This is a genomic window from Streptomyces sp. NPDC058291, from assembly GCF_042880855.1.
In the GTDB taxonomy this organism is placed as follows: domain Bacteria; phylum Actinomycetota; class Actinomycetes; order Streptomycetales; family Streptomycetaceae; genus Streptomyces.
In genome coordinates this window covers 15,859-38,538 of record NZ_JBHVYK010000002.1, presented here as the reverse complement: position 1 = coordinate 38,538, position 22,680 = coordinate 15,859, and the positions used below count along the sequence as shown (strand labels likewise).

The window sequence follows — 22,680 nt, the reverse complement described above, 5'->3', positions numbered from 1 at the left end:
CGTGCGAGGGAGCTTAGCCTGCCGGGCGGTGCTCCGGAACGGGAATGACCCGTTCTGCATGCTTTCCCCGCCGTCGCCAACTCAGCGCCGGGCGCAGCCGGTTGGCGAGGTCCACCAGGGCGACGTACTCGCGCTCGGTCGGCGCGTGCGGCCCGAGCGCACGGATCGCGTCGGACAGCTTCAGCCGGTCGCGGGTGCGCAGGAACTCCGCGTACTGGATCTCCGCACGCAGGGCGGCCGCCGCCGCGTCGTCCACGTCGAGGCCGGGCAGGGCCGCCCGGGCCCGGGCCACGTCCTCCTCGGCCGGCGCCGGATGTCCCCGCTCCGGGACGACCATGACGCGCAGGCGTACGGCCGCCACGCGCGCCTCGCGCTCGTAGCGGAACTCCTCGGCGAGCTGTTCGGCGACGGCCACCGCCTTCGCGCGCTCGCCGGCCAGCAGCAGGACGCGGGCCAGACCGAAACCGGCCGCACCGAGCGCGGGGGTGGTGTCGAAGGCCATGCCGTAGTGCGAGCGCGCCATCGCGCGGTCCCCGCCCAACTCGGCGCAGAGACCGAGGCCGAGGGGCGGTATCAGCTCGCCGGGAAGCGCCCTGCGCACCTGCCCGAGCGCGTCGGCGGCCCGCCCCGGGCGGCCGTCCGCCAGCGCGGTCAGGCCGCGGTACCAGTCGGACAGCCAGTGCCAGTCGGGCAGGCGCGCCGCCCGCAGGTGCGCCGCCGCCGCGGCACCGTCCTTTCTGCGCAGGGCGAGCCGGATCTCGGCCAGCGCCCCGCCGGCCGGGCCGGTCACCTTCGGGTCGTCGGGGTCGGACAGGGGGGCCGGGAGGGCGGCCGCGATGTCGGCGGGCTCCGGCGACGAGAACGGCGCGGGCATCCTCAGCAGCCCCCCGTCGTCCGGCTGCGCCCCGACCCAGTGGGCCAGCGGCCGGGCCGCGCCCAGCCCGCCGTGCAGCGAGCCGGCCATCGACCCGAACAGCGCGGAAGGACGCGCCACCTGGCGGCGCGTCGGCGGAGCCGCCACCACCTGCCGGATGACACCGCTGAGCTGCTCGGCGAACTGCCGCGCCGACACGAACCGCCACCACGGCCGCTCGGGGTCGGTGGCCCGCTCCAGCAGCAGGTGCAGCGAGTCGACGCCCGGCGCCGAGCGGTCCGTCCAACGGGAGCGGCAGACCTCGCGCAGGGTCATGCCCAGGCCGAACAGGTCGAAGCCGGGGGTCGGGCGCAGATGCTCCGGGTCGGTCTTCGGCGGCGCGTACGCCTCCGTGTACGCCACGACCTTCCCGGTGTCCTGGGCGTGGCTGCGCACCGCGCCGAAGTCGATGAGCCGCACCCGGTCGAGCGCGCCGGCCGGGCTGTCCTCCCGGAAGCGGATGATGTTCAGGGGCTTGACGTCGCAGTGCAGCAAGCCCCGGGCGTGCAGGTAGTCCAGCGCCTGGAGAACGCGGACGCCGTGCGCGAGGAGGGTCTCCAGACGGTCGCCGTCGCGAGCGCGGAGCGGTTCGCCCGGCACGTACTCGAGGACGAGGTGCGGCCCCTCGTGCTCGTAGCCCAGGATGCGGACGATGCTGTCGTGCCGCAGCCCGACCAGGACGTCCCGCTCGTGCAGGGCGGTCCTGGCCACCGACTTGTGCAGGGCCTTGAGCACGACCTGGGTGTCGAGGTTGCGGTCGTGGACCAGGTAGGCGGCGCCGTACGCGCCGGAGCCGAGGACGCGTTCGACCTCGTAACGGCCGGCGATGACCAGGCCGTCGGGCTGGGAGAAGTCGTAAGGGTGGCCGCAGACCGTGCAGAAGCCCTCGAACCGGCCCGGCTCCTCGCCGCGGCCCCGGCCGACCGGGAGCCCGCAGTCGGGGTTCAGGCAGAAGCGGTGCTCCTCGGCGACCTGGCCCGACGGGCTCGACGGCACGTCCGGGGGCTGGTCGGCGTGGACCAGACCGAGGCCGTACCAGGGGTCCGGGCGTACCTGCGCCACACCGACGCCCGCCCCGCCCCGCGCCGGCGGCTCCGGCTCCGGCTCCGGGTCCCGGCGGTCACGTGCCGTCGCGACGTCGTCCTGCGGCAGCGGCGGCCGGTCGCACACCTGGCAGAAGCCCTGGTCGTCGATCGGACCGCGCCCGCAGTCCGCGCGGTTGCACACACGAGGGCTCATCCCAGGAGTCACCTTTCTTCCAGCCGCCGGTCTTCTTCCAGCCGTCTCTCGACCTCGTCGATGTAGCGCCTGACCAGCGGGCGGGCGGCGACGAGGTCGATCGGCTCCGTCTTCAGCGCCCGGAAGGCCGGGGCGTGCCGGTCGGCGAGGAGCCGGTCCTCCTCGCCGAAGTAGCGCGCGGCCCGCACCCGGTGCAGCTCCAGACGGGCGGTGAGGTCCTCGTGCTCCGCGAGCAGCCGGCGCAGATCGCGGGTGAAGCGGGTCACGACGGCCCTGGCCTCCTCGGCCCGGTCGTGGATCACGGCGAGTTCGGGGGTGGGTTCCGTCGCCCGGGCCGCGGCGAGGCGGACCCGCAGCCGCGGCGCGGCACGCGGCGGCAGCCGGGGCGCGGCGAAGAACCGCACGCCCCGCTCCCGGTGCAGCGCCGCCGCGGCGTCCTCCTCCGCCGCGAGCTGTCCGACGACGGTGTGGACCGCCGCGGCGCTCACGCTGCGGGCGGCGTCCCCGCGCAGCGGTTCGGGGTCGAGGCACACGTCGTGGACGAGGCCGGCCGGCGTCGTGCCCTCGAAGCCGAGCACGAGGCGGATGCCGCGCGACCGGGCCCGGGCGGCCAGCCGACCCAGCAACTCGTCCACGAGCGCCTCCGGGTCCTGCGCCCGGTCGACGCCGCCCACCACCAGACAGGCGGGCGGCCTGCGGCGCAGCAGCTGCCGGGCCACCTCGTGGGCGTCCCCGCCGGGGAGTCCGAACCGGCGCGCGAGGTATCCGCCGACGTCGGCGACCGATCTGCCGCGCGCGTCGTAGGCCGCGTCGATGGTGCCGAGGCCGAGGACGGTGTCCCCGGGGGCGCCGGTGAGTTCGGCGTCGCTGACGGTGGCCCGGGCCGCGGGATCGGCCGTGCGCACCAGCCGGACGAGCCAGGAGTCGCCCACCGCTGTCGTGCCGCCGGTGCCGACGACCACGGTGCCGCACCAGCCGCTGTCCAGCAGCCGGGTGAGTTCCTGGGTCAGCGCGAGCCGCAGCGGGTCGCCCAGCACGTCCGCAGGCAACTCCCCGCGCCGGGGGCCCAGTTCGTCGTTTCGGTCGCCGCCGGTGAACTCCTCGATCCGGGGCAGGTACGTCAGGATCGTCTCGGTCGGCAGCATCCAGGCGGCCTTGGCGTCGCCGTTGACGTAGTCGGCGACCACGATGCCGACGACCCGGCCGTCGAACTCGCCGCCCACCGCCATCGCCCCGGCGCCCGAGTAGCCCCGCTCGATCCACGGGTCACCCTCCCGCATCCGCTTCAACAGGCCCCACTCGCCCTGCCGGTGGCCGGACCCGGCCAGCCGCGCGTCCGCCCCCATGCCGAACGGCTCGTCCTGGGGGAAGCCGTAGACCTGGACCGTGCCGCCGGAGATGGGGGCCTTCCACAGCGTGGTCCGGGTGCCGCAGCCGGCCGGCTCGTCGAGTTCGAGCAGGGCCACGTCGCCGCGCTGGGTGCCCCGGTCGTGCACCCACGTGCCCGGCGCCACCTGCGCGGTGCGCGTCCACTCCGGGCGGCACGCCACACTGCTGACCCGCACCCCGGAGGCGGCGGCCTCCCCGGGCGCGCCTCCGGCGTAGCGGACCACATGGGCGCAGGTCAGCACATGCCGGTCGTCGAGCAGCACCCCCGCGCCACAGGGCGCGCCTTCTGCGTCGTCCACCCTCACGCGCCACGGACGGTCACTGTGGTGATGCAGCGCCATACGCCCACGGTAGGGCAACCTCCGTCACATTGCGCGGGGTTGGGGGGCACGAGCACGGCTCCGGCCGTCAGCCGGGCACGTCCGCCGGCTCGGCGCGCCGCCGCGGCGTGAGGTCCCGCCGGGGAAGCAGGACCGGGGTGATCAGCATGAGGAGACCGGCGACGGCGATCGCGGCGCGGGGGCCGACCGCGTCGGCCAGCAGCCCCCACAGCCCCGTCATGGCCGCGACGGTCGCCTTGCTGGTGACCGACCACGCCGACAGGGTGCGGGCGACGCGGTCCGTCGGCGTCCGGCCGAGGCGGTAGGCGGCGAACACCGGGGTGAACACGCCCATGCAGGCGATCAGCCCGAACTCGACCGCGACGACCAGCACCAGCCCGGCCACACCCGGCCGGACGAAGGCCAGGCCGAGGGACCAGCACGCGCGCAGCGCCCCCGCCGTGAACATCACCCTGTGCCGTCCGAACCGCGACACCAGCGGGCCGGCCAGCCGTGAGCCGAGGATGCCGCCGAGGCAGGGCAGCCCGAACGCCAGACCGTACTGCCAGGGGGCGAACCCGAGGTCGCCGAGCATGAGGACGGCCAGCAGCGGCGAGGTCGCCAGGATCAGACCGCTGACCAGGACCGTGTTCAGGAACAGGGGCCGCAGGGCCGGGTCGGCCAGGATGTACCGCCACCCCTCGAGCAGATCGCCGGGACGCAGCCGCGCCCCGGTTCCGGCGAGGCGCACGGGCCGTGGCTCGCCGCCGCCGATCGCGCGGAGCCCCGCGGCCGAGAGCAGATAGCTGACCGCGTCGGCCACCACGGTCACCACCGGGCCGAACAGCCCCATCGCGGCCGTGCCGACCGGCGGCCCGAGCAGGGTGGCGGTCCAGTTGGTGGACTCGAAACGGCCGTTGGCGACGATCAGGTCCTCCGGTGGCACGAGAGCCTTCAGGTAGGCGCCGCCCGCCGCGTTGAAGGCGATGTCGGCCGCTCCGACGACGACGGACACCGCCAGGAGCTGGACGAGGGTCAGCAGACCGACCGCGTACGCGGCGGGGACGCTCATCAGCGCCGCGCAACGGGTCAGGTCCATCGCGATCATCACCGGCCGTTTGCGGCGGAACTCCACCCACGGCCCGAGCGGCACCGCCACCGCCGCCGCCACCGCGAGCCCGGCGGCGGCGAGCGCCGACACCTGGGCCGGACCGGCGTGCAGCACCACAATCGCGATCAGGGCGAACGCGTCGAAGGCGAGCCGCGTGCCGAATACGCTGACCGCGTACGCCGCCCACAGCCACCCGAACCGCCGGCCCAACGCTCTCCCGCCCACCATGCCCGGCGCACCCCCCCTCGACGTCCCGCCCGAACGAACCGGCCCCGACCCGAAACGGCGCCCGCCGGCCCCGCCGACCGTGGGACGAGCCAACCGGGCGGCACAACAGCAGGTCAAACAACCGCGGAGCCACCAGGGCACAACCACACGTTGTGAACTAGGGTGCGTCGGCGTGGATCTCGAAGCCGTACGCACCTTCGTCGCCGTGGCGGACGCGGGCCAGTTCCAGGAAGCCGCCGCCGACCTGTCGATCACCCAGCAGGCCGTCTCCAAGCGCGTCGCCGCACTGGAGAAGGACCTCGCCGTGCGGCTCTTCACCCGCACGGCGCGCGGAGCCCGGCTCACCGTCGACGGACAGGCGTTCCTGCCCCACGCCCGCGACCTCCTGCGGGCCGCGGAGCGGGCGGCCGACTCCGTGCGCCCCGGCCGCCGCGCCCTGCGCGTCGACGTGATCAACCGGCGGATCGCCCCGGCCGCCCTGCTCCGCGGCTTCCACTCCGCGCATCCCGGCACCGAGCTGGACGTCGTGACCCTCTTCGACGCCGACACGGCCCTCGCCGCCGTCCGGGCGGGCACGGTCGACGCGTCCTTCCGGGCCGTCACCCTGCCCCCGCAGCAGCTCCCCGACGACATCGGGACCGCTCGGGTCCTCGACGACCCCCTGCGCCTCCTCACCGGACCGGCTCATGAGCTGGCCGGGGCGGGCGCGGTGGCCCTCGCCGAGCTGGCCGGGCAGCGGATCTGGATGCCCGGCAACGCCGCGGGGACCGAGTGGACCGCCTACTACGAGGAGCTCGCCGCCGAGTTCGGGCTGATCATCGACGCGATCGGCCCCAACTTCGGCTCCGACGCCCTCCTGGAGTCGATCGCCGGCTCCACGACGCTGGCGACCTTCGTGGGCGAGCACGACCGGCTCGTCTGGCCCGCCCACTACGACCTGCGCCGGATCGTCGTGCACGACCCGACGCCGGTCTACCCGCATTCACTGGTGTGGCGCCGCGACAACCCCCACCCCGCCCTCGCCGCCCTCCGCGACCACCTCGCCGCCACCCGGCCCGCCCACCCGGACGACCCCACCTGAACCCCGGCCTGGACGGGCCGGGGGAGGGGGCTCTGAGCGGGCGCCGACCCGCGGGGCGTCCTCGTCCTGGTTCAGGGGTGAGGCTCTCGGTCTGTCCGACGTGCCGACGTGCCGACGTGCACGGGCCTTCCGTGACCGCGCCGTCCCGCAGCGGAACGTCCGGACGGCGGCCCGGGGTTCCGCGGGCCTCAGCGCTCGACGTGGGTCAGCAGCGCTTCGAGCTGAGCGAGCGGCTCGGGCCCGACGATGCGCAGGACGACGGTGCCGGCGCCGGAGTCGCGCAGGGCGCGGATGCCGTCCGCGGCCCGGGCGGCGGGTCCGGACACGGTGAACACCTCGTCCTGCGGGCGGCCGAGCCATGCGCCCTGTCCCTCGGTGTGCGGGCGCAGGATGCGGGCGACCTCGTCCGGGTCGTCGCCCACGCAGGCGAAGGACAGCACGGTCAGGGTGTGTTCGGGGCCGGCGCCGCCCTTGGCGACCAGAGCCCGGATGCTCTCCAGATCGCTCGGCCCGTGGCCCTCGGCGATCAGCGTGCCGTCCGCGACCCGTCCGGCCAGTTCGAGCGAGCGGGGCCGGACGACGCCCGCGACCACCGGCGGGACCTGCGCCGGCGGGTGTACCAGCGTCAGGCCGTCGAGGCGCACTTCCCGCCCGTCCAGCTCGACCCGTTCACCGCGCAGCAGCGCGCGCACCGAGTCGATCGTCTCCTCCAGGAGGGCCAGCGGCGACCGGGGCGCGACGCCGACGGACTCCATCCACTCCCGCACGCCGTGCCCGATCCCGGCCACCAGCCGTCCGGGGAACACGCGTGCCAGGGTGGCCAGTTCCATCGCGAGCAGCGCCGGACTGCGCAGCGGGGCGGGAGCGATGCCGATGCCGACCGTGAGGCGTTGCGTGGCTCCGAGCGCCACGGCCGCCGCCGACACCCCGCCGTTCCATCCGAGGTCCTCGACCACCCACAGGTCGTCCACCCCGAGCGCCTCGGCCCGCCGGGCGAACCCGGGCAGGCCCTCCGGCGCCCAGTCGCGGTCGTACATGACACCGATCCGTACGTTCGCCAGGTTCGTCATGCTCCGGAACCTATGCGGCGAACGGCGAGACGATCAACGGGGTATCGGGGCGGGGGCCCCGGGCCCGGGCGTGTCGGCCGGCGCGGGGAGGCGGCGCCTGCCGGGGGAGCGGCGACGCCGACGTGCGGACGAGGCTCGCGGCCTGCCGCGGGCGCCGCCTCGGACGCCCCTCGGGCGCGCGGACCCGCCGGATTCAGGGCCGGCGGGCCCGCGGGTGGGGGGGGTGGGGGGGAGGGTCAGTTCTTGACCGGCTTGCCGCGGCCCCAGGCCCAGGCGAGGCGGTCCGCGCCGGACTGGTTGGTGGTGGCCAGCCAGGGGCGGTTCGCGGGGCCGACGAGGGTCTGCAGCGAGTACGTGTCGTCGGTGCGCAGACCCGGCCAGTACACGGAGCCCATCTTCAGCTCGCGGAAGGTGTCGGTGACGGCCTGGACGTAGTTGACGAAGTTGTCGTCAGGGGTCTTCACGTCGTAGTTCAGGCCGGTGGTCATCGGCGCCCCGAACTCGTCCGCCACCGTGCGGCCGGCGCAGTCGCCGATGCGCACCTTCAGGTCGGCCACCCACTGGTCGTAGGTCGCGTAGTCCTTCCAGAACCCGTAGTGGTGGAGGGAGAGGTACGTGCCCTTCAGCCGTGGGTCGGCGCAGACCGAGGTGACGTGGTCGTTGTAGCCGGCGCCGCTGACGAACACGCGGTTGCGCGGCACCTTCGCGTACGTCGACAGCCACTTCGCCGCGATGTCGGCCCACTGGGTGTCCGTGTAGCCGTGCGGCTCGTTCATCGGCTCGAAGTAGACGCGCTTGTCGTTCTTGTACGTCTTGACGACCGTGTTCCACATCGGCCAGTAGGCGGCCTCGTCGTCGATGAAGCCGTCCTTCTGCGCGCCCGTGCCCTCCCAGTAGGAGACGATGACCTTGAAGCCCTGGTCGGAGGCCGCGTCGATGACTGCGCGGTAGGACTTCCAGTAGGCGCCGTTGACCGTGTACGGGTTGATGGGCAGCCGCACGGTGTTGGCCCCGAGGTTCGCCCGGAACGCCGCGATGATCCGGCTGGACTTGGCGTAGGTCTGCCGGTAGCCGTCCTTGGTCGACAGGCCGGACAGCTGGAGGTAGTCGTCGGCGAAGTTGTCGCGCGGATCGGCCCAGTTCACGCCCTTGAACTGGGTCGTGTCGGTGGCGGGCGCGGCGGCGGAGGCCGGGGTGGCGGCGAGGGTGGTGCCGCTGACCGCGGCGACGGCGACCGCGACGAGAGCGGCGCGCACGCGGGGGGACAGGGAGGCTCTGGCGGGGGACTTGCGCATCGACTTGCCCTTTCGGCTCTGATGTTTGCGTAAACATCGGAGCCCCGCGATGGCTGATGTTTACGTAAACATGGCGGCGCCGGAATCGTGGCACCCGGGCAGGTGATCGTCAAGGTGTCGAGCGTGTTACGCGGGTAAAGCCCTGGGGCGGGCAGTGAAGCCAGGGGCGGGCAGTGAAGCCGGGGGTGGGGGGTGTGCCCGACGGCGGACGCGCCGCCCGGGCCGGGCCCGCAGGGTCGCCGCTGTCCGCCGGGTCCGCCGCGCGGGGCGACCCCGTAGCGCGCAGAGCGCACGGGGATCGCATCGCTCCTGTGGGCGCCGGGGTGACCCGTGCGGTGGTGCGCCGGGGTGACCTCGTGCGGTGGCGCGCCGGAGCCGCCCCTCGGCGGGCTCACGCGCCCAGCGGGTTCAGGGTCAGCGGCTCGATCTTGCCCTCCAGCATGGCGCCCAGGCCCTGGGCGGCGCAGATGTCGGGGCGCTCGGCGATGTGCACCGGCATGCCCGTGGCCTGGCGCAGCATCTGGTCGAAGCCGGGCAGCAGGGCGGAGCCGCCGACCATCATGATCCCGCGGTCGGCGAGATCGGCGACCAGGTCGGGCGGGCACTCGCGCAGCACCCGGCCGATGCCGTCCAGCACCGCCGTCAGCGGGGTCTCGATGGCGTCGCGGACGGCGGCGGTGTCGACCTGGACGGAGCGGGCCAGGCCGGTGGCGACGTCCCGGCCGTGGATCTCGGTGGACGCGGGGCCGTGCGGGGTGAGGCCGTTTCCGGACAGGGCGAGCTGCAGCGGGCGCACGGACTGGCTGGGCAGCATCAACTCGTGCTCGTGACGCAGGTGTTGGACGATCGCGTGGTCCACCGCCTCGCCGCCCACCGGAATCCGTTCGGCGGTCACGATCGAGCCGAGGGAGAGAACGGCGACCTGGGTCGCGGCCGCCCCGCACACCATGATCATCGTGGCCTCGGGACGCTCCACGGGCAGGCCGCAGCCGACGGCGGCCGCGATCAGGGTGTCGACGAGCTCCACGCGCCGGGCGCCGAGCCCGACCAGGGTCTCGATCGCGGCGCGCTGGGCGAGCGGGTCGGCGTCGTGCGGGGTGCACGCGGCCGCGCGCAGGAACGGCTTGCGGCGCAGCTGACGGCGGATCTTGTCGCCGATGAGATGGCGCAGCATGCGCTGGGCCATCTCGATGTCGACGACCGTGCCGCCGGAGACCGGGCGCACGACGCGGATGTAGTGCGGGGTCCGCCCGGTCATCTTCTCGGCGAACTCGCCGACCGCGATCAGCGCGCCGGTGCGGGTGTTCACGGCGGCGGCCGACGGCTGGTCGACGACCAGCCCGGCCCCCTTCACGTACACCCGCGTCCGCGCCGCTCCCAGGTCGACGGCGAAATGGCAGCGGCGCAGCTGCTCCAGACTGGCGGTCATGGCAGGTCCTCCCGAGAGCGCAGACCGTGGCGGCCGCCGGGCGGTCGGCCTTCTACGCATCGTGCGGGAGCGCGGGGAGGCCCGCCCTTTCTGGTGGGCCGGGCGGGGTGCGCCCGAACGGGTGGTTCCGCCCGGCCCGCACCCCGTCTGTCGGTCCGTCAGCCGAAGACGCCCTGGCCGGGGACCAGGATCCCGCGGGGGTCGTAGGTGTGCTTCGCCGCCGCCAGGGCCGCCCAGGCCGAGCCGAAGTGCGCACGCCAGTCGGCCGGCGTGAGGGGAATGCTGCCGACCGGGTAGTGGGTGCCGCCGGCCGCGGCCGTCGCCTCGTAGGCGGAGCGGTTGGCGGCCAGCAGGCGGTCGACGGCGGCGGTGTCGTCCGCCGGGGCGGCGCTCAGGACGTCGAAGAGGTACGACACGTCCTCGTCGGAGGTGCGCAGCAGCGGGGCGGTGAGAGGGTCGCGCAGCAGCGGGTAGAACAGGATCACCGCGCCGGGGCCCGCCTCGGCCGGCGTGAGCCCGTCGAGGACCTGCGCGCCGAGCGCCGCCGCGGCGCTGCCCGGCAGCATGAGGTTGAGCCAGGGATGGGCGAACGACCAGGTCCCGGCCTTCTTCATGGCGGCGATCAGCGGGGCCAGCCGGTCCAGGAAGTCGTAGTAGGGCTGGTCGACGATCTGCGCGGAGGCCGGGTCGTGGCGCAGTCCGTGCAGCAGCGCCGCGTCGTCCGCGGTGGGCCCGGCCGGCGGGCCGTAGGCCACCGCCTCCAGGACGAACACGCCGAACGTGCCGGCGTCGTCCGCGTGGACCTGGCCCTCGACGTAGTCGAAGCGGCCCTCCTGGACGAGGACGCGCTGGTCGTCGAGGAAGGTCTCCAGGTCGCCGTAGGTCAGCTGGTAGCGCCGCACGGTCTGCGGTGCGGGGACCAGGCGCAGGGTCGCCTCGACGATGACGGCGCACTGGCCGAGGCCGGCCAGGACGGCGTGGAACAGGTCGGCGCGCCGGGTCGGCGAACAGCGCACCAGTTCGCCCGCTCCGGTGACGACCCGCAGTTCGGTGACGTTGTCCACCTGGGCGCCGACCCGGTGGGTTTGGCCGCCCAGGCCGCCCACCGACAGGGTGCCTCCCACGGACAGTTCGAGGTAGTCGGTGAAGACGGGCGGGGTCAGGCCGTGGGCGAGCGTGGCCCGGGCGACCGCGCTCCACTTGGCGCCCGCGCCCACGGTGACCGTCCTGCCGGCCGTGTCCACCGGGCCGACGGCCGCGAGGGGCGCGGTCTCGACGACCAGACCGCCCTGCACCTGAGCCTGGCCGAAGGGGGCGTGGCCCTGGCCGCGTGGTGCGACCGGCAGGCGCTGGTCGTTGCAGAACCGGATCATGGCGACGACGTCACGGACCGAGCCCGGGCGCAGCACCGCCGAGGGGCGGTGGTGCACGATGTGCCCGTAGTCGTCGGCCGCGGCGGTGAGCGAGGCGTCGTCCGTGACGAGCGTTCCGTCCAGACGGGGGACCCGGGCCAGGTCCGCGTCCGACTCGGCCGCGGTCGCGGCCCAGCTCCGGGCGGCGGTGTCGAAGCCGGTCACCGTCGCTCCGGTGACCGTGAGTCCACGCAGAACGGTGCGTCTTGACGGTGTGCCAGGCATGTGCAATCCCCCTGTCGGTCTTCACTGAACCTTCAAATGCGGCTCAGCCTAGGGCAGTTGGCTTTCGATCGGTGCGTCTATTCGGCTGGTTCGCCCTCCGCCGAAACGCGCAGGCCGACCGGGCCGGGAGCAGGCCGGGCGCATCCCCGCCGGGCGCACGCGCTACAGGGCGCGGGCCGCCCGACCGGGCCGGGAGCAGGTCGGGAGCATCCCCGCCGGGCGCACGCGCTACAGGGCGCGGGCCGCTTCCCGGGCGGGGGTGAGGGAGGGGACCGTGACGTCGCAGCCCGCCCGCGCCAGGGACCGGGCCACGGTGGGGTTGCGGGCGAGGCCGGGTCCGGGGCGCCGGCGCCGGGACCGGCGGCAGCCGTCTCGGCGCGGAACTCGCCGATCGTGAGGCCCGCGCGTTCGTCGATCGGGGCGCCGACGCGCTCCAGGAGCTCCCGGGCGCGGCCGCGGGTCGTGCGCGCAGGGTGCGCAGCGGCAGCTCGCGCACGCCGGGGCGGACGTCGTACGAGCCGGGCGGGCCGGGGACGGTGCTCGCGATCGTCCCGCGTTCACCGCGACTTCGTGGCCCGGATCACGCCCAGCTCCACCAAGTCCTGCGGACGAATGCGCAGTTGGTCGGCGGTGGCCTCCGCCTCCGTCGGGGGCCGCTTGAGGACCGCGGCCGCCGCCTCCGGGGCGATGACCGAGAAGTAGCTGTCCGGCGTGGCCCAGGTGCGGCCCGGCGCCGCCAGGGCCAGCGCGCCGCCCGAGCCGCCCTCGCCGATCACCAGCGTGGTGATCGGCGTGCGGGCCGCGGCGACCACCCCGAACAGCTCCGCGATCGCCGCGCCCGCGCCCTGGCGCTCCGCCTCGGCGTCGTTGGCCGCGCCCGGGGTGTCCACCAGGGTGAGCACCGGGATGCCGAGCCGCTCCGCGAGCCGGATCAGCCGCACGGCCGTGCGGTAGCCGGCGGGCCGGGTCGCCGCCCCGGTCTGTGCGGCGTACGCGACGGTGCGGCCCTGGTGCTCGCCGAAGCCGCACAGCATTCCGTCGGGGTCGACGCCGCCGCACCGGTCGCCCGAGATCGCGAGCCGACGGGTGAAGTAGGCGTCCAGATAGGCCCCCGCGCGCGGACGCCCCGCCGACCGGGCCCGCCGCACGGCGTCCCAGCCGCTGGCGGGCAGCCCGACCTCCCCCAGACCCCCCGGAACAGGCGCCGCCACGACGCCGCCCCCCGGACCCCCTTCGGCGCCCGGGTCGCTCACCGAGCCCGGGCCGGGACCGGTCGCCCGGCCGGTCCCGGTCACCGGGCCGGGACCGGGCTGCGGGGCGCCGCCGGTCAGGAGGCGCAGCCACAGGGCGAGCACGTCCCGCAGCTCCGCCGCGGGCACCACCGCGTCCGCGGCGCCCGCGGCGACCTGCGCCTCCGCCGTGTAGGCCGCCGGGTCCGCGTCCGGCGGGCGGACCCGTGAGCCGGCGAAGCCGACCTGGGCGCCCGGCAGCGCCAGCACCACGTCGGCGCCGGCGCCCAGGGTGGCCCAGCCGCCGCCGGTCGTCGGGTCCCGCAGGACCGCCACCTGCGGCAGGCCCGCCTCCCTGGTGAGCGCCGACTGCCGGGCCACCCGCTGGAGCTGGGTGAGCGCGAGCATGCCCTCCTGCATACGGCTGCCGCCGGTGGCGACCAACGGCACGACCGGGAGCCGGTGCGCTCGGGCGTACGTGTACGCGGCGACCAGCCGGTCACCGGTGCGCTCCCCCAGCGAACCGCCCAGGAATCCGAACTCGAAGGCGATCAGGACGGCCCGTGTTCCCCCGACGGTCGCGGCGCCGCAGACGACGGACTCCGACTCGCCGGTGCGTTCGGCGGCGCGGGCGCGGGCGGCGTCGTAGCCGGGCCAGCCGAGGGGGCCGTCGGGGGCGGCGGGCCGTTCCTCGTGCGGGAGGGGGACGAAGTCGTCGGCGAGGAGGGCGATGACATGGCGTGCGCTCGCACGTCCCGTCGTCATGACGGCAGCGCCCGCTTCATGATCTTGCCCATGTCGTTGCGGGGCAGCGCGTCGAGGTACCGCACCACGCGGGGTCGCTTGTGCGGAGCGAGCCGGCGGGCGACGTGATCCGCCAACTCGCCCTTCCCCGGCGGCGACTGGGGGTCCGCGGGCACGACCCACGCGACGATCCGCTCACCGAGGTCGGCGTCCGGCTCGCCGGTGACGGCCGCCTCGCGCACGCCCGGATGCTCCAGCAGCGCGTTCTCGATCTCGCCGGCCCCGATCTTGTACCCGCCGCTCTTGATCAGGTCCGTCGCCTTGCGCCCCACGATGCGGACATAGCCGTCCGGGTCGCGCACGGCCACGTCGCCGGTGCGGAACCACCCGTCGGCGGTGAAGGCGGCGGCGGTCGCGTCCGGGCGGTTCAGGTACTCGGTGAACAGGTTCGGCCCGCGTACCTGGATCTCGCCGACGCGATCCCCGTCGTCGGCGGGGAGCACCGACCCGTCGTCCTCGACGAGCCGCAGCTCCACGCCCGGCAGCGGCACCCCGACGGTTCCGGCCCGGGCCTCGCCGTCCGCCCGCACGGAGGTGTTCATCAACGTCTCCGTCATGCCGTACCGCTCGACGACCCGCCGTCCGGTCGCGGCCGCGATCCGCTCGTGGTCGTGCACGGGCAGCGCGGCCGATCCCGACACCAGCAGCCGGGCTCCCGCGAGCGCCTCGGCCAGCGCGGGGTCGGCGGGCAGCGCCTCGGCGATGCGGTGGTACATCGTCGGCACCCCGAACAGCATGGTCGCGCCACTGCCCAGCTCCCGCGTCACGCCGTGCGTGTCGAACCGTCCCAGATGCCGTACGGATCCGCCCCGGCGCAGCGGCCCGAGGATGCCGAGGACCAGCCCGTGGACGTGGAACAGCGGCAGCCCGTGCACGAGGACGTCCGTCTCGGTCCACCGCCAGGCGTCGGCGAGCGCGTCCAGGGTGGCGGCGACCGCCCGACGCGGAATGACCGCGCCCTTGGGCGGCCCGGTGGTGCCGGAGGTGTACACGACCAGCGCGGGCGTCTCCTCGCCGACGGCCGCCCCGGCCGACGCCCCCGCCCCACCGTGCGGGCCGGCGTCGGCGTCGACGTCGATCCGCCGCAGAGCCCGCAGCGGGGCGGGCAGCTCGGCGCCCGGCGCGGCCAGCACCAGGTCGGGCGCGCTGTCGGCGAGGATGTGCCCGAGCTCCTTCTCGCCCGACTTGGGATTCAGCGGCACCGCGGCGGCCCCGGCCAGCAGCACGCCCACGACCCCGACGGCGGTCTCCAGCGACGGGGTCGCCCACACCGCGATCCTCCCGCGCTCCCGGCCCGGCTCCGGCGGGGGCGCCCCGACCGCCTCCCGCACCCGCTCGGCGACGGCGCCGGCCGCCGCCGCGAGCTCCGCGTACGTCAGACGGCGCTCCCCGAACCGCAGGGCGGGGCGGCTGGACGGATCGTCGGTCAGGGCCGGGAAGAGAGAGGACACGCGGACACTCCTTGCGGACGGCGGACGGCGGACGGCGGACGGCGGACGGCGGACGGCGGGCAGCGGGCGGTGGGCGGTGGACGGCGACAGCACGTTCCTACCCCGCCGCACCCGCCATCCGTCAGCGCCACCGCTTGATCCCGATCACGTCCGTCCGCGCCCGAGGGCCGTCCGGCGACGCCGTGCGCGGGCCTTGTTAGCCTTCGGGACCGGACAGTCGTACGAAGAGGGAGTCCGCCGTGGCCCGTGTCGCGCTCGCCACCTATGACCCCCGGCCCCTGGCCGGCAAGGACGTCGATCTTCCGGTGCTGCTGGGGGCGTTGCGGGCGGCCGGGGCCGAGGCGGACGTGGTCTTCTGGGACGACGCCGAGGTGGACTGGGCCTCGTACGACCTCGTCGTCATCCGTTCCACCTGGGACTACAGCTGGCGTGCGGACGAGTTCACGGCCTGGGCGCAGAAGGTCGCCGGCGTCACCCGGCTGGCCAACCCGGCCGCGGTGGTGCGCTGGAACGCCGACAAGCGGTACCTGGGGGAGCTCGCGGCGGCCGGGGTGCCGATCGTGCCGACGCGCTACGTCGCGCCCGGCGAGCCGGCCGAGCTGCCCGACGGCGGAGAGTACGTGATCAAGCCCGCCTCGGGCGCCGGGGCCCGATACGCCGCCCGCTACACCCCCGACGCGCACGAGACGGCCGTGCGCCACCTCGCGCGGATGCACGCCGAGGGGCTGACGGCGATGGTGCAGCCGTATGTGCGCGGCATCGACACCGGCGGCGAACGGGCGCTGCAGTTCTTCGGCGGACGCCTCCTGCACGCCAGCCGCAAGCGGGCCGTGCTGGCCCCCGGCACCGCCTTCGACGCGGACAAGGTCGCCCACCCCGGGCTGGAGCCCTGGACGCCGACCCCGGCCGAACGCGCCGTCGCCGAACGCGCCCTGGCCGCCGTGCCCGAGGCGCCCGAGCTGCTCTACGCCCGGGTCGACCTCGTGGACGGCGACGACGGGCAGCCGCGGGTGATGGAGCTGGAGCTGGTGGAACCGAACCTCTTCCTGTTCCTGCACCCGGAGTCGACGCCGGCGGTCGTGACGGCGATCCTGGCGGCCGCCGACGCCCGCTGACCGGCCCTTCGCCCGCTGACCGGCCCCGCCCGCTGACCGCCGCGGTCAGCCGGCCGTCCGCCGTCCGCGGCGGTCTGCCCGGCCGTCCGCCGTCCGCGGCGGTCTGCCCGGCCGTCCGCCGTCCGGCGTCCGCTGCGGTCTGTCGGCCGTCCGCCGTCCGCCGCGGTCGCGTCCGGTGAGCGGCCGCCGGTCTACTCCCTGACCGTCGTGCGCTGGAGCAGGCCCCAGGTGAACTCGGCGACGACCTCCCGGCGTACGCCCCGTCCGTCCGGGGCGGTGAAGGCCAGCCCTGGGGGTCCCCCCACGCTTCTGAGGCTGTGGGGGAGGTTGGGGGCCGTGCCCTCCAGGGGGCGGGCCGGGGGGAAGGCGAGGGCGACCTCGTCGACCGTGCAGGACCAGGGGGTGAGGTCGTCCAGGCTCTCCAGGGACGGCGGCCGGCCCCCCGGGGCGCGCACCAGCCACTCGTTCCAGACGGCGCCGTTCGGGGCGAGCAGCACCTCGAAGCGCAGCCCGGGCCAGAGGGAGACCGGCCACAGCCAGGCCTCGCAGTCGAGGTCGCCGACCCGGCGGGCGGCTCTCGACTCGGGTTCGCCGAGGACCGAGCGGTAGCGGGCGAGCGCCCCCCTGGTGTGCGGGGAGTGGACCATGGCCTGCCAGCGTTTGTTGGCCTCTCTCATCTGGGTCAGGGAGACGCCCAGGTCATGGCGCGAGTCCTCCACCAGGTCCGGGTTGTGGTCGGCCATGCGGCGCAGCAGGACCAACTGGAAATCGAAGGCCGTGAACGAGCCGGCGAGGCGTTTCTGGGTCGGCATGCGTCCCATCCTGGCCCACCGGGGGCCCTCTCCGGGGCCACCGTGCGTTTCCCGCCCATTGCCCGGCGCAACGGCGTATGACAGCCTGTGTTCGTCATGCCGATCGCCTGTTGATATGTCGAACACAGGCGCCGACCACCGATTAAGGGAGGGGGCCGGTCGTGGGACGCCTCGTACCTGCCGTGACCCGAGCTCTCGACATCCTCGAGCTCTTCCTCGACGGGGACGGTTCGCTCTCCGCCCCCGACATCGTGCGCAAGCTGCAGCTTCCGCGCACCACCGTGCACGAACTGGTGACCACGCTCTCAGCGCGGTCGTACATCGTGCCCGTCCCCGGACAACCCGGACGGTACCGCCTCGGAGTGCGCCCGTACCAGCTCGGCAGCCGTTACGCCGAGCAGCTCGACCTCGCCGCCGAGGGTCAGCAGGTCGCCCGCACCGTCGCCGAAACGTGTGACGAGACGGTGCACGTCGCGATCCTGGAGGGCGCCGACGTCATCTACATCGCCAAGGTCGACTCCACGCACGCGGTCCGGATGGTCTCGGCCGCGGGCCGTCGCCTCCCGGCCCACTGCACCTCCGTCGGCAAGATGCTGCTGGCCTCGCTGCCCGAGCCGGAGCTCAGCGCGCGCATCCCCGACGACGCCGACCTCGTGCGGATGACCCCCAACAGCATCACCGAGCCCGGTGCGCTGCGCGCGGCCCTGGCCGAGATCCGGGAGCGGGGCGTCGCGGTCGAGAGCCGCGAGTCCAACCCGGACGTCAGCTGTGTGGCGGCGCCGGTGCGCGACCGCACGGGTCAGGTCGTCGCCGCGCTGTCCATCTCCGTCCCCATGATCCGCTGGAGCGACGACCGCCGCGGCGAGCTGGAGCAGCTCGCCGCGAAGGGCGCGGCCGAACTGTCCGAACTGCTGGGATACCGGAGCGTGGCATGACGACGTCGTACGAGGTGGCCGTGCGGGCCGAGGCCACCCTCGGCGAGGGCCCCACCTGGGACCCCGCCACCGGCCGCCTGCTCTGGCTCGACATACTCGGCTCCCGCCTGCACGCCTACGACCCCGCCACCGGCCGCCGCACGGTCCGGGCGACCGACCAGCACGTGGGCGCGGCCAAGCCCCGGGCGGGCGGCGGGCTCGTGCTCAACCTCCGGGACGGGGTGGGCCTGCTCGACCCCGACGACACCTTCCGCTGGCTGCGCCACGAGCCGGTCCCCGGCCGTCGCGCCAACGACGCCGCGGTCGCACCCGACGGCTCCCTGTGGGCGGGCACCATGCGCTACGACGAGGCGCCCGGCGGCGGCACCCTGTCCCGGATCGCCGGGGACGGCTCGGCCGAGGTGATCCTCGACGACGTGGCGGTGAGCAACGGCACGGGCTGGAGCCCGGACGGCACGCTGATGTACTACATCGACTCGCCGACGCGGCGGGTCGACGTCCTCGACTGCTCGGCGGACGGCCGGGTGAGCGGCCGGCGCCCGTTCGTCTCCGTCGAGGACGGCGCCGGCTTCCCCGACGGCCTCACCGTCGACGCCGACGGCTGCGTGTGGGTGGCGCTGTGGGACGGCGCAGCGGTGCGCCGTTACACCCCGGACGGCGAACTGGACCGGGTGATCGCCCTGCCCACCCCGAGGGTCACCGCGTGCGCCTTCGGCGGCGCCGGCCTGACGGATCTCTACGTCACCACCGCCCGGGTCGGTCTGACGGCGCCGCACCCGGTGGCGGGCTCGCTCCTGGTGGTCCCGGACGCGGGCAAGGGCCTGCCCCTGCCCGCCTTCGCCGGCTGACGGCCGGCCGTCCCGCTCCGCGCCGCCCCCCGGGGCTCCCGCCACGCCGCCCCCGGGGCTCGCGCCGCGCCGGCCCCCGCCGCCGGGGCCGGGGGGCCCCCCCCCCGACCCCCCCGGTATAGCACGGCGGGGGGGAGCCGGGGGCCGGGCACGGGCCGCATGAGGGGGGCGGCGGGGGGGGGCAGCAGGACCGTCGGAGTCAGCAGGACCTGCGGGCCCCGCTCCAGGGACGTCACATCGGTCACCCGGCGGGCGATCCGGCCGCTGCCGGTGGCCGTGAGCATCAGCCGGCCGACGTACGCGGCCAGGAGCCGGTCGCGCAGCGTGGGGCCGTTCTCGGTCGCGCCCGGATAGAACACGTCCTGGCCGACGGCGAGGTCCCAGGCGGCGCCGGCCGGCCGGGCCGCCGCCCGCTGGACGCGACGGGACAGTCCGGCCGAACCCCACCCGTGCCGCCGGACGGCCTCCCGCAACGCGACGGCGCTCTGGGCGGCGACCGCGAGCCCGTGGCCGTAGAGGGGGTTGTACGCGGCCAAGGCGTCGCCGAGGACGGCGAAGCCCTCCGGCCAGGCCGCCATCCGCTCGTAGTAGCTGCGCCGGTTGACCGTGGCCCGGGTGTACGACACGTCCGACAGCGGCTCGGCCCGCTCCAGCAGCTCCCCGATGACGGGGTGACGCAGTTCCTCGCGGGCGAAGCGGAGGAAGTCGTCGTTCCCGGCGGACGGCTCGCCGCCCCGCGTGCCGTTGAGGGTGACGATCCAGCGGCCGTCCTCGATGGGCAGCAGGAACCCCGCCCGGCCCGGACGGCCGTCCCTCGGATCGGCCTGCACGTTGACGATCGGATACCCGGAGCGGGCCTGCTCGGGCGCCAGATAGAGGCGGCTCGCGTAGGCCAGCCCCGAGTCCACCTCGCGTCGCTCCACCGCGGGCAGGCCGAGGTCCTGGAGCCATCCGGCCGCCCGGGAGCCCCGCCCGGTCGCGTCGACGACCAGGGCGGCGGAAACGATTCGCTCGGGGCCGGACGCCGCGCCGTCCCGCCCGTCCGCAGCGCCCCGCGCGCGCACCCGCACCCCCGTGACGGCCCCGGCGTCCCCCGCCAGACCCGTCGCCTCGGCGCCGGCGAGCAGCTCGATCCGCTCGTCCGCGAGGACCTGGGCGCGGATCGTCGCGTCGAGCAGATCGCGCCCGGCCAGGATCACGTGGTGGGACTCGGGCCAGCGGCGGAACCAGCCGCGCGGTCCCAGGACGACCATGTCCGTCGTGACCGGCGACCGGCGCGCCCCGGCGGCCCGCAGGGCCTCGGTGACGCCCGGCAGCAGTTCCTCCACCGCCCGCACCCCGCCCGACCACAGCATGTGGGCGTGGCGCGCCTGGGGCAGGCCCCTGCGGGGCGCCGGCCCGTCGGGCAGCACGTCCCGCTCGATCACGACGACCCGGTCGGCGAAGCCGCTCAGGGCGCGTGCGGCGAGCATGCCCGCATGGGATCCCCCCAGCACTACGGCGGTTCTGGCGGGGTTGGAGGGCTCACTCATGCGTGGACATGCTCTCTGCCGGGGCGGTCGCGCGAGCGCGGACCGCCTGGAGGTCGACGGGATGGCGAAGGACGCGGGACACGGCCTGGATCTCCCTCAGGAGATAGGTGGTGTCCGGACCGGAGGAGGAAGCGGCGGAAGCCGAAGCACCGGACGGTGGGGCGCTCTTGCTGTTGCTGTTGCTGTTGCCGGTGCCGGTGCCGGTGCCGGCGGTGGCGGGGGCGGGGGCGGCGGTGCGGCGGCCGTCGGCTGCCCGCTCGGGCCCCGGAGTCCGTGGCGCGGCCGTGCCGCGCCGGGCCCGCTCGCGCGCCTCCACGGCGTCCAGCAGCGCCACACCCGCGGCCAGCGCCTGCGCCCGGCCGCGCTCGAACCCGAGGGCGACGGCGGCGTCGTAGGACCGGGCGCGCAGGTCGTCGTCCAGATGACGGGCCAGCTGGAGGAGCGCGTCGCGGATGAACGTCTCACGGCGGATCAGCCGCAGTTCGGGGGTGGCGCGCAGGTCGAACGGCTCGCGCCCGCCGGTGACGGTTCGCATCAGCCGGGACAGCGGCTGCAGGCTCCGGTGCCGGCGGCGCACCCGCCAGCGCTCCTGCAGATACTGGCCGGCGTGCGGCACGATGAAGCCGATCGCGACCAGCGTCGCGGCGATGCAGGCCGCCGACGGCGCGATGTCGGTGTTCAGCCGGTCCAGGTCGTGCCCGGTCCAACGGGCCGCCACCGCCGTCAGCTTGGCCGCGCTGAACACCAGGTTCGTCACATAGCCGGCCCCCAGGAAGCGCAGTCCCCAGCGCAGCCAGGCGTCGAGGCCCTCGGTGCGGCTCCAGTTCCACACCAGTCGGGCGGTGACCGAGCAGGCCACCGTGTGCGCGAGCAGGTAGAGCAGGATCTCCTCGCGCATGAACGGCGTGTTGGCGTAGTACGTGTCGAGGTCCCGGATCCGCTCCACGGGCACGTCGGCCAGCGCGAAGAGCACCCAGAGGGCGACCACCACGCCCGCGTAGACGGAGACGACCCAGCGCGTCGCGCGCCTCGTCTGGGCCGAGCGCTCGGTGCGGCCGTTGCGCCAGGCGATGATCAGCAACAGCCAGGACGCGGACAGCGCGGTGAGCAGGGAGTAGACCCACGGCGCGGCGATGTTCGGCACGCCGGTGAACCGGTTGGTCCAGGCGATGGTCTTCGGGGCCGCGAAGACGAACACCGCGCAGGCGAACACCAGCAGGCCGCCTACGGCGCGCAGCAGCGGGTCCCGCCAGAGCTTGAGGATGCTGGGCAGCTTGATGGCGAGGGCCGCGCCGAGCACCACGGTGGGCAGCCAGAAGGAGATGTACAGCCCGTGGTTCACCGTGCGGTACCCCGGCGTCCCCGGTAGCCCAGCGTCCGCTGGACCGCGCCCGTGTCCGCGCCCGGTCCGGCGGCGGCCGGTCCAGCGCCGGTCGGCCCGGACCCGTAGCCGGAGTCGGACTCGGACAGATAGCGTCGGCAGCGGGCCGCGAGGCGGTGGCCGAAGTCGTCGGCCTCGGCCTCGTCGTCCTCGCGGGAGCCGTTGCGGGCGGCGACGGTCAGCGCGAAGGAGTCCCAGCCCGACCGGTCGGCCAGCATGCCCGCCGCCACCGCGCCGACACCGTGATGGTGGTGGCGGTGCCCGGCGTGCAGATGCCACAGTTCATGGCCGAGGATGACCAACTGCTGTACGGCCTCGGCCCGTTCCTCCACGATCACCAGGTCGAACTCCTGGAACTCCACCCACAGGCCGGTGACTTCGATCTCGTCGGGGAACCGTTCGAACCGCACCTCGACGGGCCGGCCGCCGCGTCGTGCGGACATCTCCTCGCACAGCGCCCGGCACACGTCCCGCACCCCGCGAGGGCGGCGGGGGCGTGCCCGCAGCGCGGCAAAGAGACCACCGGTCAGCTCGCGCATGGCAGGCCCGGTCCGCGCGCGCCGCAGCGCCGAGGCGATCCGGGCCGCCCTCCCGCGCGCGCCCGCCCTGTCCATCCGCTCCCCCTTCTGCACCGCCCGGCGGCAGCCTGTTCGAGCGTACGCGGCCGGTTGTGGTCACGTCACGAGAAGTTTTCACGGGGGCGTCGATGGAAAGCGCTGTCAGATATCGCGTCGAAACCATTGACGGGCGGGCGCATCGATTTTACGGTCCCGTTCGGCGTCACGATCATGAGGCGAGATATCGAACGCGACCAGGAGAACGGCAGGGCCGGACGGGGCGTGCGAACGGTGCGACCGACCG

At 75.1% G+C, this 22,680-nt stretch carries 17 protein-coding genes; 4 read left to right on the top strand and 13 right to left on the bottom strand.

Annotation, left to right across the window (positions count from 1 at the left end):
- Positions 1 to 13: 13 nt before the first annotated feature.
- From ACFVYK_RS01330 to ACFVYK_RS01320, 3 genes are all read right to left on the bottom strand, one after another.
- Positions 14 to 2,152 (bottom strand): tetratricopeptide repeat protein, encoded by a 2,139-nt coding sequence (locus tag ACFVYK_RS01330; RefSeq protein ID WP_389767239.1) that lies wholly within the window; start codon positions 2,150 to 2,152, stop codon positions 14 to 16.
- A gap of 8 nt (positions 2,153 to 2,160) precedes the next feature.
- Positions 2,161 to 3,882, bottom strand: a complete 1,722-nt coding sequence (locus ACFVYK_RS01325) for a serine protease (RefSeq protein WP_389767237.1) — start codon at positions 3,880 to 3,882, stop codon at positions 2,161 to 2,163.
- 67 nt (positions 3,883 to 3,949) lie between these two features.
- A complete protein-coding gene (locus ACFVYK_RS01320; protein WP_389767235.1) occupies positions 3,950 to 5,200 on the bottom strand; it encodes an MFS transporter in 1,251 nt (416 codons plus the stop codon).
- 172 nt (positions 5,201 to 5,372) lie between these two features.
- On the opposite strand from ACFVYK_RS01320, the gene ACFVYK_RS01315 reads away from it, so the two are divergent.
- Positions 5,373 to 6,281: a LysR family transcriptional regulator gene (locus ACFVYK_RS01315; protein WP_389767233.1), complete on the top strand. Its 909-nt coding sequence runs from the start codon at positions 5,373 to 5,375 to the stop codon at positions 6,279 to 6,281.
- A gap of 188 nt (positions 6,282 to 6,469) precedes the next feature.
- Here the strand turns inward: ACFVYK_RS01315 and ACFVYK_RS01310 are convergent, their stop codons facing one another.
- From ACFVYK_RS01310 to ACFVYK_RS01285, 6 genes are all read right to left on the bottom strand, one after another.
- Entirely contained in the window at positions 6,470 to 7,342 is an 873-nt protein-coding gene (locus ACFVYK_RS01310; protein WP_389767502.1) for an LLM class flavin-dependent oxidoreductase, read from the bottom strand.
- Positions 7,343 to 7,587: 245 nt separating this feature from the next.
- The gene (locus ACFVYK_RS01305) at positions 7,588 to 8,646 is read right to left on the bottom strand and encodes a glycoside hydrolase family 5 protein (RefSeq protein ID WP_389767231.1); all 1,059 of its coding nucleotides are present in this window, start codon (positions 8,644 to 8,646) and stop codon (positions 7,588 to 7,590) included.
- 391 nt (positions 8,647 to 9,037) lie between these two features.
- Positions 9,038 to 10,075 (bottom strand): rod shape-determining protein, encoded by a 1,038-nt coding sequence (locus ACFVYK_RS01300; protein WP_319281287.1) that lies wholly within the window; start codon positions 10,073 to 10,075, stop codon positions 9,038 to 9,040.
- Between the two features lie 158 nt (positions 10,076 to 10,233).
- Positions 10,234 to 11,652, bottom strand: a complete 1,419-nt coding sequence (locus tag ACFVYK_RS01295) for an FAD-binding protein (protein WP_389767229.1) — start codon at positions 11,650 to 11,652, stop codon at positions 10,234 to 10,236.
- A gap of 617 nt (positions 11,653 to 12,269) precedes the next feature.
- A complete protein-coding gene (locus ACFVYK_RS01290) occupies positions 12,270 to 13,706 on the bottom strand; it encodes a carboxyl transferase domain-containing protein (RefSeq protein WP_389767227.1) in 1,437 nt (478 codons plus the stop codon).
- A complete protein-coding gene (locus ACFVYK_RS01285; protein ID WP_389767225.1) occupies positions 13,703 to 15,196 on the bottom strand; it encodes an acyl-CoA synthetase in 1,494 nt (497 codons plus the stop codon). The genes ACFVYK_RS01290 and ACFVYK_RS01285 overlap by 4 nt, the downstream gene beginning before the upstream one ends.
- Before the next feature lie 239 nt (positions 15,197 to 15,435).
- Here ACFVYK_RS01285 and ACFVYK_RS01280 point away from each other — a divergent pair, with 239 nt between their 5' ends.
- Positions 15,436 to 16,311, top strand: coding sequence for a RimK family alpha-L-glutamate ligase (locus tag ACFVYK_RS01280; protein WP_389767223.1), 876 nt, complete (start codon positions 15,436 to 15,438; stop codon positions 16,309 to 16,311).
- A 191-nt stretch (positions 16,312 to 16,502) separates the two neighbouring features.
- On the opposite strand, the gene ACFVYK_RS01275 is transcribed toward ACFVYK_RS01280, so the two are convergent.
- Positions 16,503 to 17,123 (bottom strand): hypothetical protein, encoded by a 621-nt coding sequence (locus tag ACFVYK_RS01275; RefSeq protein WP_389767221.1) that lies wholly within the window; start codon positions 17,121 to 17,123, stop codon positions 16,503 to 16,505.
- Positions 17,124 to 17,284: 161 nt separating this feature from the next.
- On the opposite strand from ACFVYK_RS01275, the gene ACFVYK_RS01270 reads away from it, so the two are divergent.
- Both ACFVYK_RS01270 and ACFVYK_RS01265 read left to right on the top strand, forming a co-directional pair.
- Entirely contained in the window at positions 17,285 to 18,058 is a 774-nt protein-coding gene (locus ACFVYK_RS01270; protein ID WP_389767219.1) for an IclR family transcriptional regulator, read from the top strand.
- Positions 18,055 to 18,906: an SMP-30/gluconolactonase/LRE family protein gene (locus ACFVYK_RS01265; RefSeq protein ID WP_389767217.1), complete on the top strand. Its 852-nt coding sequence runs from the start codon at positions 18,055 to 18,057 to the stop codon at positions 18,904 to 18,906. The genes ACFVYK_RS01270 and ACFVYK_RS01265 overlap by 4 nt, the downstream gene beginning before the upstream one ends.
- Here the strand turns inward: ACFVYK_RS01265 and ACFVYK_RS01260 are convergent.
- From ACFVYK_RS01260 to ACFVYK_RS01250, 3 genes are read right to left on the bottom strand one after another with little or no spacing between them, the layout of a single operon-like run.
- The gene (locus ACFVYK_RS01260) at positions 18,795 to 20,438 is read right to left on the bottom strand and encodes an NAD(P)/FAD-dependent oxidoreductase (RefSeq protein ID WP_389767215.1); all 1,644 of its coding nucleotides are present in this window, start codon (positions 20,436 to 20,438) and stop codon (positions 18,795 to 18,797) included. The two genes, ACFVYK_RS01265 and ACFVYK_RS01260, sit on opposite strands and share 112 nt — an antisense overlap.
- Positions 20,431 to 21,780: an MAB_1171c family putative transporter gene (locus ACFVYK_RS01255; RefSeq protein WP_389767214.1), complete on the bottom strand. Its 1,350-nt coding sequence runs from the start codon at positions 21,778 to 21,780 to the stop codon at positions 20,431 to 20,433. The genes ACFVYK_RS01260 and ACFVYK_RS01255 overlap by 8 nt, the downstream gene beginning before the upstream one ends.
- Positions 21,777 to 22,433, bottom strand: coding sequence for a toxin-antitoxin system, toxin component family protein (locus ACFVYK_RS01250; RefSeq protein ID WP_389767212.1), 657 nt, complete (start codon positions 22,431 to 22,433; stop codon positions 21,777 to 21,779). The genes ACFVYK_RS01255 and ACFVYK_RS01250 overlap by 4 nt, the downstream gene beginning before the upstream one ends.
- Positions 22,434 to 22,680 lie beyond the last annotated feature (247 nt).